This window comes from Bradyrhizobium sp. Crot121 (assembly GCF_059512385.1).
On sequence record NZ_JCAMOR010000026.1, the window covers coordinates 48,964 to 60,294 of the forward strand.

An 11,331-nucleotide genomic window follows, 5' to 3' on the forward strand; every position below is an offset into this window, starting at 1 on the left:
CGCCGCGATGCAGCATCCGTGTCGCGTGCGAGCTAATTCAGCGAAGGATTGCGCGGACGGTAGCCGCCGGACTTGTCTTGGATAAATATCTCGGCCACTTGGGAGTGCCGGACCGGTTCGCCGGAATTGTCCGGCAGCAAGTTCTGTTCGGATACGTAGGCGACGTATTCGGTCTCGGCGTTTTCGGCGAGCAGGTGATAGAAGGGCTGATCCTTGTGCGGCCGCACCTCTTCCGGGATCGACAGCCACCACTCCTCGGTGTTGTTGAACTCCGGATCGATGTCGAAGATCACCCCCCGGAAGGAAAACACCCGGTGGCGGACGATCTGCCCAATCTGGAACTTAGCGGTACGCGCTTTTATCATAGCTCGTCGATAGACCATGATGGCGGCGGATGCTAGGGGCAAGCGCGCGAATTAACCTTTCGCCTCCTGCCGGATTTTCCAGCATTTCCCTTGGAAAATCCCCAAAAAGACGCCTTCCGTGGTCGATATCCTCAATCTTGCGCTGCCTTACTTCGGGCTGATCTTCATCGGTTTCGCCTGCGGCAAGGCCAAGGGTCTGCCCGAGTCCGGGCTCGCCTGGATGAATTTCTTCCTACTCTACGTCTCGCTGCCGGCGCTTCTATTCGGCATCATGTCGAAGACGCCGTTCTCGGAACTCAACAATCCGCCGTTCCTGGTGGCGACCACGCTCGGAACGATGATCGCCTTCTTCCTGGCGATGCTGGTCGCCAAGCTCCTGGGGCGGCTGTCGCTGCGCGAGGCGACGCTCGCGGGGCTCTCCGGCGCTTATGGCAACATCGGCTATATGGGGCCGGGTCTGGCGCTCGCGGTGTTGGGGCCGAAGGCTGCAGCGCCGACCGCGCTGATCTTCTGCTGTGACAGCATCTTCCTGTTCTCGATCGTGCCGCTCTTGATCGAACTGACGGACCGCGAGCATCCCTCGCTGTTGCACGCGCTGGGGGTGACGGCGCGCCAGATCGTGCTGAACCCGCTGATCATGGCGGCGTGCTTCGGCGCACTTGCCGCGGCCCTGCACCTGCGTTTTCCGGTTGCGCTGGATAATACGCTCTTGTTCCTGCAGAACGCGGCGGCGCCGGTGGCGCTGTTCGTGCTCGGCGTCACCGTCGCGCTGCGGCCGCTCGATCGGATTCCGTGGGATGTGCCGGGCGTGATCGCCGTCAAGCTTCTGGTCCATCCGCTGCTCGCGTTCGGCTTGATGCTGGCGTTCGGTCCCTTCGCTCAGCCTTGGGCTGCGACCGCGGTGCTGATGGCCTCATTGCCGCCGGCGCTCAACGTGTTCGTGATCGCGCGGCAGAACGACACCTGGGTCAAGCCGGCGTCAGTCGCCGTGCTGGTCGGCACCTTTGCCTCTGTCGTGACGCTGACCAGCGTAATGTGGGTGCTGCAGACGGGAAGGCTAAGCTCTCCCTAAAGAGCTTCAGCTCACGCGCCGCCAAGACGGCGCGAGTCCCTCGCGCATGGCGAGCCGCCGCAGCGGGCCTATCGATCCGATCAGGTGCAGGCCAGTGGCGCGGATCGACTGCATCGGGAGGAAATCGCTCAGCAGCGAGCGGTTGGCGAGATCGATGACGAAGGTCCGGCTCATGATATCGCCGCGCCGGGCCGACTGGTAGCGCGCCAATACCTGCGGCGAGCCGGGGTCCTCGCCATGCGCGAGCGCTTCGCCGGCGAGCCTGGCGATATCGGCTGCGTCCCGCAGCCCGAGGTTGAGGCCCTGCGCGCCGATCGGCGGCACCACATGGGCGGACTCGCCGACCAGCGCGACCCGGTTCCTGGCAAACTGCCTGGGCTGTTCGATCGCCAGAGGAAACAGATTGCGCCCCGGCTCGACCTCGACGCGGCCGAAAATCGAATGCGATTGCTTCTCGGCGGCGTCAGACAGTTCCGCATCGGAGAGCGCCTTCAGCCGCTCGGCTTCCGCGGCCGAGGAAACCCAGACCACGCTGCAGCGGTTGCCGGGCAGGGGCACGAACACGACGGGGCCGTGCTGTGTGTGGAATTCGGTCGAGATGTTCTTGTGCGGGCGCGAGTGGGCGATGTTGAAGGTGAGGGCCGACTGCTTCAAGTCGCGGCGGCTGATTTCGATGCCGGCCGCCTCGCGCGACTGCGACTGCCGGCCGTCGGCTCCGACCACCAGCCGCGCCGTCAGCGGCTCGCCGCGGCCGGTCCGGATCGTGACCATGGTGTCTTCCGGATTGATGATCTCGGCTTCGTCGTCGATGCGGGTCAGACCAGGCAGTTCGGCCGCACGCTGTTCGAGCGCCGCGACCAACGAGCGGTTGTCGATATTGAAGCCGAACTGCTCAAGATCGATCTCGTCGGACGAGAACCTCACTTCCGGGGCGCGGATCAGCCGCCCGGTGTCATCGACCAGCCGCATCACCTTCAGCGCCGCGGCCTTCTCGGCCAGACGCCGCCAGACATCCAGCCGCTCGAGCAGGTCGACGGAGGCGCCGAGCAGCGCCGTGGTGCGGTTGTCGGCGTAGGGCGCGCGGCGGGCGAGCAGGGCGGTCTTCGCCCCGGCATCCGCAAGCGCGATGGCGGCGGTCAGCCCAGCAGGGCCACCGCCGACGACCACGGCGTCATAGACATGCGGTGCATCACTCATATCGGAACATTTGACGGGATTGGCGGCATTTTCAAGCCATCAAATTCGCTAAAATCTTTCCACCGATTTGCGCGGCGGAACGCCGCAAGCGCGGATATGCAAACACAGTCGATTCCTGATAGCACTGCCCGGCGATGGAAATCGACCAAACCAGCCAGCCAGCTACGTTTCCGGCATCGCTGCGGATGCGGATGGCGGCGTTCTCCGTGCATATCTTCACGGCGATGGGGGCGGGCGTCGCGCTGCTCGCGCTGATGGAGGCCGTGCGCGAGCACTGGGCCAATATGTTCGGCTGGCTCGGGGTGGCGCTGGTCATCGATGCGATCGATGGTCCGATTGCGCGCAAGCTCGACGTGGTCCGGCTGCAGCCGAACTGGTCCGGCGAGGTGCTCGACCTCGTCGTCGATTTCGTCACCTATGTCTTTGTTCCCGCCTATGCGATCACGGCCAGTCATTTGCTGCTGCCGCTGGCGGCGCCGATCCTCGGCATCGGTATCGTGATCTCGAGCGCGCTGTACTTCGCGGATCGCAGGATGAAGTCCGCCGACAATCATTTCCGCGGCTTTCCGGGCCTTTGGAACGCAGTGGCATTCTACCTGTTCCTGCTGCATCTGCCGCCGGCGTGGTCGAGCCTTGCCGTGGCGATTATGATCGCGCTCACCTTCGCGCCATTCCACGTGCTGCATCCCCTGCGTGTCACGCGGCTGCGCTGGCTGACACTGTGGCTGATGGCCGCCGGAGCGGTGCTGGCGCTGTACACGCTCGCCCGTGACTTTGACGTCGGCACGCCGATCATCGTGGCACTCTGCGTGATCGCGGCCTATGTCGCCGGCAGCGACGCCGTCATCCGGTTGATGAGGTCACTCAGAGCATGATCGAACTTTTGGCCAGCCCGGAAGCGTGGGCGGCGCTACTCACGTTGACTGCGCTGGAGATCGTGCTTGGCATCGACAACGTGATTTTCCTGTCGGTGCTGGTCTCCCGCATCCCGCCGCACCAGGCAAAGCGCGCGCGTCAGATCGGATTGTTCCTGGCGCTCGTGTTCCGCATCCTGCTGCTCAGCCTCCTGGTATGGCTGATCGGGTTGACGGAGCCGGTGATCACGGTGAGGGGGCTCGCGCTGTCCTGGCGCGACATCATCCTGATCGGCGGCGGGCTGTTCCTGATCGCAAAGGCGACGCATGAGATCCACGGCGAGGTGGAAGCGCGGGAAGGTGACGAAGAGGCGGCGTCCGGCCGCAGCGCGTTCTTCTGGGTGATTGTCCAGATCATCATCATCGACATGGTGTTCTCGCTGGACTCGATCGTCACCGCGATCGGCATGGCGCAGGATCTGGAGGTCATGATCGCCGCCGTCGTGATCGCCTGTATCGTCATGTACGTCTCGTCGGGGCCAGTTGCGCGTTTTGTCGCAGAGCATCCGACCACCAAGATGCTGGCGCTGGCGTTCCTGCTGTTGATCGGCGTGGCACTGGTCGCCGACGGTTTCCACTTCCACATCCCGCGCGGCTACATCTATTTTGCGATGGCATTCGCAGCCGCGGTGGAGACGTTCAACGTGCTGGCGAGGCGTAACCGCAAGAAGGTGGTCAAGTAGCCGATCCAGCCCGTGAGTTGACAACAAGGCGCCGATGGCATTCGGTTCCGTGGCTACGGGATAAGTTGAGGAGAGCCGATATGACCAAGGCCGTGCGCGTGCACAAGGTGGGAGGCCCGGAAGTCCTCACTTACGAGGATGTCGAGGTGTCGGCACCTGCGGCGGGCGAGGTGCGGATTCGCCAGCACGCGATCGGGCTCAACTTCATCGATACCTATTTCCGCACCGGCCTCTATAAGGCGCCCGGTCTTCCCTTCATCGCCGGCAACGAGGCGGCAGGCGAAGTGGTGGCGGTCGGACCCGGCGTGACCAATTTCCATCCCGGTGACCGCGTCGCCTATTATTTCAACCTCGGCGGCTATGCCACCGAGCGCGTCATCCCTGCCGACAAGGTGGTGAAGCTGCCCGACCATATCACCTATGAGCAGGGCGCCGTGCTGATGCTGAAGGGGTTGACGGTCTGGTATCTCCTGCACAAGACCTTCAAGGTGGAGCCGCATCACCGCGTGCTGATCCACGCGGCGGCCGGCGGCATCGGATTGCTCGCCTGCCAATGGGCGCGCGCGATGGGCGCCCACGTCATCGGCACCGTCGGCTCAAAGGAGAAGGCCGATCTCGCGCTCGCCAACGGCTGCGATCACGTCATCCTCTACAATGAGGAGGATTTTGTCGCGCGGGTGAAGCAGATCAGCCGGGGCGAGCTCTGCGACGTCGTCTATGATGGCGTCGGCAAGACCACCTTCCCGGGTTCACTGTCGTGCCTGAGGCCGCGGGGCCTGTTCGTGAGCTTCGGCAACGCGTCCGGCCCGGTGCCGCCATTTGCGCTCGCCGAACTGAACAATCACGGCTCGCTGTTTGCGACCCGGCCGAAGCTCAACGACTACGTCGCCACCCGAAAGGAATTGCTCGAAGGCGCCGACACGCTGTTTGCCGCCGTGATCAACGGCAAGCTGCACGTGCCGATCAACCATGCCTACGCGCTGAAGGATGCCGCGCGAGCGCATATCGATCTGGAGAGCCGCGCGACCACGGGGGCGTCGATCCTGCGGCCGTAAGTCGCCGCCGTCATTGCGAGCGAAGCGAAGCAATCCATCCCTCCATGCGTGCGGACGGAATGGATTGCTTCGTCGCTTCGCTCCTCGCAATGACGATCGAGACGGTCACGCTACCCGCCGGGCGGCGCCCACTTGTGTCAGGATTGCGTCCAGTCCCTCGATCATCTCGGCGATCTCGGTCCGAGACACGTTGAGCGCGGGCATGAAGCGCAGTGCGTCGGGTTGCGGCGCGTTGATCAAGAGGCCTTTCGAGAACGCTTGCGCCACGATCGCTGCGCCGATCGGCAATTTTAGATCGAGCGCAAGCAACAGTCCGCGTCCGCGCACTTCGCCGAGGCCGTGCCGGGCCGAGAGGCGCTGCAATTCGCTGTCAAGGAACAGGCCGGCGTCGGCGGCGGACTTCAGGAATTCCGGCTTGCCGACCTGCTCGAGCACGGCGAGCCCCGCCGCGCACATCAGTGGATTGCCGTTAAAGGTGCCGCCCTGGTCGCCATGCTCGAAGCAGGCCGCATGCTCGGTCGCGAGCAGGGCGGCCAGCGGCACGCCGCCGCCGATGCCCTTGCCGAGCGTCATGATGTCAGGTGCAATCCCGGCATGCTCGTAATGGAAGAGCTTTCCGGTGCGGCCCATGCCGGTCTGGATCTCGTCGACGATCAGGAGCAGGCCCTGTTCGCCGGTCAGCGCGCGCAGCTGTTTCAGGAATTGATCGGTCGCGGGCCAGACGCCGGCCTCGCCCTGGATCGGCTCCAGCATCACGGCAACCGTATTCGATGAAATCAGCTCCTTCACCGAGGCAATGTCGTTGAGCCGCGCTTTGCGGAAGCCAGGCACCTTCGGCTCGAAGAGTGGTTCGAATGCTTTCTTGCCGGAGGCCGACATGGTCGCCAGCGTGCGGCCGTGAAAGCCGCCCTCGAAGGTGATGATCTCGAAGGCGCCGTTCTTGTATTTCGTACCATATTTGCGCGCGAGCTTGATCGCGCCTTCATTGGCTTCCGCGCCGGAATTGGCGAAGAACACCTCGTCGAAGCAGCTGTTCTCGACAAGCGCATTGGCAAGCTTGAGGCTGGATTCATTGTAGAAGGCCGGGCTCGGGGTCAACAGACACTTGGCCTGTGCGGCCAGTGCTTCCGCGACCGCAGGCGGCGAATGGCCGAGGCAGTTGACGGCCCAGCCCTGCATGAAATCGAGATAGCGGCGGCCAGAATCGTCCCAGAGATAGGAGCCTTCGCCGCGGACAAACACGGTGTTCGGGCGCGCGGTGATGTCCATCAGCGCGTCGAACGGAGGCAGGGCGTTGGGCATGTCAGGCTCCTTGATTGGCTGGGATGAAAGGGCAAGCGGCAACGCAAGAAGGCCGCACTTTTGAGGGTGCGGCCTTCTCGAAAACCTTAGGCTGAACTAGCTAGTCAGCGCTGGCGTCGGACATGGCGCAACCCATCATCGTCGCGGGTGCGACGACGGAAAGTGGCGCGGCGGATGGTCCGGTTCAGCTTCATGGCGATGGGCCATACAGCCCAAGGGCAGGGAATGTCAAGTCGCGCGCGGCGCCTCTTCGGTCTCCTCCTCGCCCCAATCGGCATCGACAATCGAGGTGTCGATCAGCTCGCCGCGGAGCAGGGCAAGCGGCGATTTGTAGTACAGCGCGATGTTGTGGAACGGATCGGTCAGGACCTTCCAGACCCAGATCAGCCCGGTCGGTACGTCCTTGATGACGAAGAGCTGAATCATGCGAGCGAGCCCGCCGGCGATGCCGATCGCGAGCCACACGGTACCGACGTGGCGGATGAAATCGAGCCTGGTGACCGGCGGTGAGAACAGGCCGAACAACGTCGGAAAGGCAAACAGCGCGACCGGCGCGAGGCCCCAGACGACCAGCAGGACGATCTTGCGGCTCTGGTTGTAGCCGACCTTGATCGCTTCCTTGTATTCGTTGGTGACCTTGTTCACGGCGTCATAGCCGTTGGGCTCGAAGAAGAAATGCCCGGTCTGCCGCGTCAACATCGCGAGCCAGCCGACCAAACCGGCCATCGCCGGATCGGTGAACAGCAGCCCGTAGCAGACCAGGAATATGAGAGCGCTGATCAGGTGCAGCGTCTGATTGATGCGGCTCTGGTGGTAGTAGCGGTAATCGTCCCAACGTTGCGTTCGCAGTGTGTCCGAGATGCGGCTCATCATTCACCCCTTAAGATTTGAAGGTGCGCGAGCCATAGGCCGAGTCCGTGAATGGAGCGTGACACCTTGAAGTTGTTATAATTACAGATGTAATCTAAGATTGGGCGCGCGAAAACGGCTTCGCAGGCTGCGAATTTATCGGGTGACGCCAATTCCTTGCCGCCGAGGTGGCAGCATGACTCTCTGAATTTTGAATATCGTTTCGCGGGCGCCCAACGAGCATTGCGCTGGATCAAAACATCCGAAGTGGCCGCAACTATTGATGTAGAAGCCGCTCAGAATCCGACGACGCTGCCGTGCAGGTCGTATTCGTCCGAGCGCTCGATCTTCGCTGTGACGATCTCGCCGACCTTGAGCGGGCGGCGGCTCGAGAGATAGACCGCGCCGTCGATCTCCGGCGCATCGGCCTTCGAGCGGCCTCGCGCGACGGTGGGGCCGACCTCGTCGACGATGACCTGCTGGCGCGTGCCGACCTTGCGCTTCAGGCGACGCGCAGAGATCTTCTGCTGGCGCGCCATCAGCGCGTTGTAGCGCTCCTGCTTGACCTCATCCGGCACGGCGCCGGAGAGCGCGTTGGAGGTCGCACCTGCAACCGGTTCGTATTTGAAGCAGCCGACGCGGTCGATCTCGGCTTCGTCAAGCCAGTCGAGCAGATAGGCGAAATCTGAATCGGTCTCACCAGGAAAGCCGACGATGAAGGTCGAGCGCAGCGCAAGCTCCGGGCACTGCTCGCGCCATTGCTTGATCCGTGCCAGCGTCTTGTCTTGCGCGGCGGGGCGCTTCATGGCTTTCAGGACATCCGGGCTCGCATGCTGGAACGGGATGTCGAGATAGGGCAGCACCTTGCCCTCGGTCATCAGGCCGATGACCTCGTCGACATGCGGGTAGGGATACACATATTGCAGCCGCACCCAGGCGCCGAGTTCGCCGAGCTCTTTTGCAAGGTCGAAGAATTTGGCACGCACGGCGCGATCCTGCCATGGGCTCTCGGCATATTTCAGGTCGACGCCATAGGCCGAGGTGTCCTGCGAGATGACAAGCAGTTCCTTCACCCCGGCTTTCACCAGCCGCTCGGCCTCGTGCAGCACATCGTTGGCAGGCCGCGACACCAGGTCGCCGCGCAGCTTCGGAATGATGCAGAAGGTGCAGCGATTGTTGCAGCCCTCGGAAATCTTCAGGTAAGCGTAATGGCGCGGCGTCAGCTTGACGCCCTGCGGCGGCACTAGGTCGAGATGCGGGTTGTGCGCGGGCGGCAGCGCGCGGTGCACGGCGTCGAGCACGCTCTCATATTGCTGTGGACCGGTGATCGAGAGCACGCCGGGATAGGCGCTCTCGATCTGCTCGGGTTCCGCGCCCATGCAGCCGGTCACGATCACCTTGCCGTTCTCCGCCATGGCCTCGCCGATCGCCGAGAGCGATTCCTGCTTGGCGCTGTCGAGGAAGCCGCACGTGTTGACGATCACGATATCGGCCCCGTCATGCTTGCGCGCGAGCTCATAGCCCTCCGCCCGCAGCCGCGTGATGATGCGCTCGGAATCCACAAGCGCCTTGGGGCAGCCCAGACTCGTAAAGGATATGCGTGGCGCTGGTTTCATGAGAGCCCCGAAACTTTACATTCGTTGTCCCAGGGACGTCCAAGCGAAACGAACGACATTTTTGGCGCGGCCGCCTGCTGCATATCTAGATCTGCCTGATTGATGGGCAGGAGCTAGTCCCAATTGTCCATAATTACAAGGCTTTGAGCTGGCTTCCATCGTGCTATGGATAGTTTTTAGAGAACACGAGTGAGCGATGGCCGCCGAGTCGTCTCCGAAAATCGTCATCGTCGATGAAAGTCCGATCCGCGCCGCGATCCTGGAGGAGGGCCTGCGCGAGGCCGGTTATACCAGCGTCGTGCATATCAGCGAGATGCACAGCCTGCTGGCGCGAATCTACGCCGTCGACCCCGATATCATCGTGATCGACCTCGAAAACCCGAGCCGCGACGTGCTGGAACAGATGTTCCAGGTCAGCCGGGCCGTGCGGCGGCCGATCGCCATGTTCGTCGACCAGAGCGACGCCGCCTCGATACAGGCCTCCGTCGAGGCCGGCGTGTCGGCCTATATCGTCGACGGGTTCAATAAGCAGCGTATCAAGCCGATCCTCGACCTCTGCGTGTCCCGCTTCAATGCGTTCGCGCGGCTGCAGGACGAACTGGACCGCACCAAGCATGCCCTGGAAGAGCGCAAGGTGATCGACCGTGCCAAGGGCATCCTGATGAAATTGAAGGGCCTCACCGAGGACGAAGCCTATGTGCTGCTGCGTTCCACGGCGATGCGCGAGAAAAAGAAGATCGGCGAGATCGCGCAGTCGATCCTGACCGCGTCGGAGTTGCTCAAATGACCACACCGCTTCGCATCGGTTTCATTCCGCTGGTCGACGCCGCCGCCCTGATCGTCGCCGCCGACAAGGGCTTTGCCGTCGCCGAAGGGCTCGACATCACCCTGGTGCGGGAGGTGTCGTGGTCGAACGTCCGCGACAAGCTCAATATCGGCCTGTTCGATGCCGCGCATCTGCTGGCGCCGGTCGCGATCGCCTCAAGCCTCGGCCTTGGCCACGTCAAGGTACCGATCGTGGCGCCCTTCAATCTCGGCCTCAACGGCAACGCGATCACGGTCTCGCCGTCGCTGCATGCTGCGATCATGGAGGAACTCGACGGCGACCGTTTCGACCCGATGGCGACGGCGCTTGCGCTTTCGCGCGTGGTTGCGAAGCGGCGCAAGAGCGGGGCGGAGCCGCTGATCTTCGGCATGACGTTCCCGTTCTCGACCCATAATTACCAGTTGCGGTTCTGGATGGCGGCTGGAGGTGTCGACCCGGACGAGGACGTGCGGCTGGTGGTGCTGCCGCCGCCTTACATGGTCGACAGCCTCGCCAATGGCCATGTCGATGCGTTCTGCGTCGGCGCGCCCTGGAACTCGATCGCGGTCGATCTCGGCATCGGCCACATCCTGCATTTCGTTTCCGACATTCTGGTCACCGCGGTCGAGAAGGTACTGGCGATCAGGCAGAACTGGGCGGAGAAGAATCCTGACGTCGTCGCGGCGCTAGTGCGGGCGCATCTGCGCGCCGCTGAATTCATCGAGCAGCCGGAAAACCGTGCCGAGGCGGCTGCGATCCTGGCGCAGCCGGAGCGGATCGGCGTCGACGCCGAGGTGATCCAGCGCACCCTCGACGGGCGGCTCAAGATATCGCCCGACGGCGCCAAGCGCGAAAGCGGTCGCTACCTGTTGGTAGGCCGGCACGGCGCAGCGCGGCCCGATCCGGCGCAGGCCGCGTGGCTCTATGCGCAGATGGTGCGGTGGGGACAGGCGGCCATGAAACCGGATGCCCTGAAGACGGCCATGGACGTGTTCCGGCCCGACCTCTACGACGCGGCTGTGGGACGTCGTCCGGCATCCACTGATGCGCCGCAGCCGATCGGCGCTTTCGCCGGGCCACCCTTCGATCCCAACGATATCCGGGGGCATCTGGCCGCGTTCAAGATCGGTTACTGGAAGCCGTAAGGCCTGTGCTGCGATCGTAGGCAGTAGCCGCAGCTCGGCTAAATTTTGAGCGGGCTGCTCGAAAATTCGCAACGAGGCGAGCCTCCAGCCAGCGGCCTGTTCCGCTAATAGACTGAAATAACGAGATATTTTCTCCGACAACGTCTGGCACGCAACTTGAATGTTGCAGTGCGGCCAGCCTGTCGCAGATGCCTGCTGGCTCACGTCCAAGATGGATTTCCGCAGCAACGAAGCTGATCGGACCGTTCCCAGGGATCAAGCAGGGCAGTCTTAGGCCTCGCCGGTTCCGAACGGTCGCTTTCCACCGTTGACGCCACTCGCCGTGGCC

11 protein-coding genes are annotated in these 11,331 nt (G+C 63.2%); 6 read left to right on the forward strand and 5 right to left on the reverse strand.

What is annotated here, in order from left to right:
* Positions 1 to 32: 32 nt before the first annotated feature.
* On the reverse strand, positions 33 to 365 hold the full coding sequence (hspQ, locus tag AC5ZGW_RS22585; RefSeq protein WP_028166473.1) for a heat shock protein HspQ: 333 nt from the start codon (positions 363 to 365) through the stop codon (positions 33 to 35).
* A 118-nt stretch (positions 366 to 483) separates the two neighbouring features.
* On the opposite strand from hspQ, the gene AC5ZGW_RS22590 reads away from it, so the two are divergent.
* A complete protein-coding gene (locus tag AC5ZGW_RS22590) occupies positions 484 to 1,437 on the forward strand; it encodes an AEC family transporter (RefSeq protein ID WP_130229324.1) in 954 nt (317 codons plus the stop codon).
* A gap of 6 nt (positions 1,438 to 1,443) precedes the next feature.
* On the opposite strand, the gene AC5ZGW_RS22595 is transcribed toward AC5ZGW_RS22590, so the two are convergent.
* Positions 1,444 to 2,634 (reverse strand): UbiH/UbiF family hydroxylase, encoded by a 1,191-nt coding sequence (locus tag AC5ZGW_RS22595; RefSeq protein ID WP_130229325.1) that lies wholly within the window; start codon positions 2,632 to 2,634, stop codon positions 1,444 to 1,446.
* Between the two features lie 134 nt (positions 2,635 to 2,768).
* Between AC5ZGW_RS22595 and pcsA the strand changes: the two genes are divergently transcribed.
* The 3 genes from pcsA (at position 2,769) to AC5ZGW_RS22610 (ending at position 5,286) form a co-directional block, all read left to right on the forward strand.
* Positions 2,769 to 3,509: a phosphatidylcholine synthase gene (pcsA, locus tag AC5ZGW_RS22600; RefSeq protein WP_051397005.1), complete on the forward strand. Its 741-nt coding sequence runs from the start codon at positions 2,769 to 2,771 to the stop codon at positions 3,507 to 3,509.
* Positions 3,506 to 4,231 carry a TerC family protein gene (locus AC5ZGW_RS22605; RefSeq protein ID WP_130229326.1) on the forward strand — a complete coding sequence of 242 codons (726 nt, stop codon included), beginning with the start codon at positions 3,506 to 3,508 and terminating at the stop codon, positions 4,229 to 4,231. The genes pcsA and AC5ZGW_RS22605 overlap by 4 nt, the downstream gene beginning before the upstream one ends.
* Before the next feature lie 80 nt (positions 4,232 to 4,311).
* Positions 4,312 to 5,286, forward strand: coding sequence for a quinone oxidoreductase family protein (locus tag AC5ZGW_RS22610; protein WP_130229327.1), 975 nt, complete (start codon positions 4,312 to 4,314; stop codon positions 5,284 to 5,286).
* 105 nt (positions 5,287 to 5,391) lie between these two features.
* Here the strand turns inward: AC5ZGW_RS22610 and AC5ZGW_RS22615 are convergent, their stop codons facing one another.
* From AC5ZGW_RS22615 to rimO, 3 genes are all read right to left on the reverse strand, one after another.
* Positions 5,392 to 6,588: an acetylornithine transaminase gene (locus AC5ZGW_RS22615; RefSeq protein WP_130229328.1), complete on the reverse strand. Its 1,197-nt coding sequence runs from the start codon at positions 6,586 to 6,588 to the stop codon at positions 5,392 to 5,394.
* A gap of 228 nt (positions 6,589 to 6,816) precedes the next feature.
* The gene (locus AC5ZGW_RS22620; protein WP_130229329.1) at positions 6,817 to 7,458 is read right to left on the reverse strand and encodes a hypothetical protein; all 642 of its coding nucleotides are present in this window, start codon (positions 7,456 to 7,458) and stop codon (positions 6,817 to 6,819) included.
* A 275-nt stretch (positions 7,459 to 7,733) separates the two neighbouring features.
* On the reverse strand, positions 7,734 to 9,053 hold the full coding sequence (rimO, locus tag AC5ZGW_RS22625; protein ID WP_028166465.1) for a 30S ribosomal protein S12 methylthiotransferase RimO: 1,320 nt from the start codon (positions 9,051 to 9,053) through the stop codon (positions 7,734 to 7,736).
* Positions 9,054 to 9,249: 196 nt separating this feature from the next.
* Between rimO and AC5ZGW_RS22630 the strand changes: the two genes are divergently transcribed.
* Complete coding sequence (locus tag AC5ZGW_RS22630) at positions 9,250 to 9,840, forward strand: ANTAR domain-containing response regulator (protein WP_027578578.1); 591 nt, start codon at positions 9,250 to 9,252, stop codon at positions 9,838 to 9,840.
* Positions 9,837 to 11,003: a CmpA/NrtA family ABC transporter substrate-binding protein gene (locus AC5ZGW_RS22635; RefSeq protein ID WP_130229330.1), complete on the forward strand. Its 1,167-nt coding sequence runs from the start codon at positions 9,837 to 9,839 to the stop codon at positions 11,001 to 11,003. The genes AC5ZGW_RS22630 and AC5ZGW_RS22635 overlap by 4 nt, the downstream gene beginning before the upstream one ends.
* The last annotated feature ends 328 nt before the right edge of the window (positions 11,004 to 11,331 follow it).

Bases quoted from the DNA above. Each gene is read 5' to 3' on its own strand.
- hspQ (WP_028166473.1), bottom strand. From the start codon at position 365: ATGATAAAAGCGCGTACCGCTAAGTTCCAGATTGGGCAGATCGTCCGC.
- AC5ZGW_RS22595 (WP_130229325.1), bottom strand. From the start codon at position 2,634: ATGAGTGATGCACCGCATGTCTATGACGCCGTGGTCGTCGGCGGTGGC.
- pcsA (WP_051397005.1), top strand. From the start codon at position 2,769: ATGGAAATCGACCAAACCAGCCAGCCAGCTACGTTTCCGGCATCGCTG.
- AC5ZGW_RS22605 (WP_130229326.1), top strand. From the start codon at position 3,506: ATGATCGAACTTTTGGCCAGCCCGGAAGCGTGGGCGGCGCTACTCACG.
- AC5ZGW_RS22610 (WP_130229327.1), top strand. From the start codon at position 4,312: ATGACCAAGGCCGTGCGCGTGCACAAGGTGGGAGGCCCGGAAGTCCTC.
- AC5ZGW_RS22615 (WP_130229328.1), bottom strand. From the start codon at position 6,588: ATGCCCAACGCCCTGCCTCCGTTCGACGCGCTGATGGACATCACCGCG.
- AC5ZGW_RS22620 (WP_130229329.1), bottom strand. From the start codon at position 7,458: ATGAGCCGCATCTCGGACACACTGCGAACGCAACGTTGGGACGATTAC.
- rimO (WP_028166465.1), bottom strand. From the start codon at position 9,053: ATGAAACCAGCGCCACGCATATCCTTTACGAGTCTGGGCTGCCCCAAG.
- AC5ZGW_RS22630 (WP_027578578.1), top strand. From the start codon at position 9,250: ATGGCCGCCGAGTCGTCTCCGAAAATCGTCATCGTCGATGAAAGTCCG.
- AC5ZGW_RS22635 (WP_130229330.1), top strand. From the start codon at position 9,837: ATGACCACACCGCTTCGCATCGGTTTCATTCCGCTGGTCGACGCCGCC.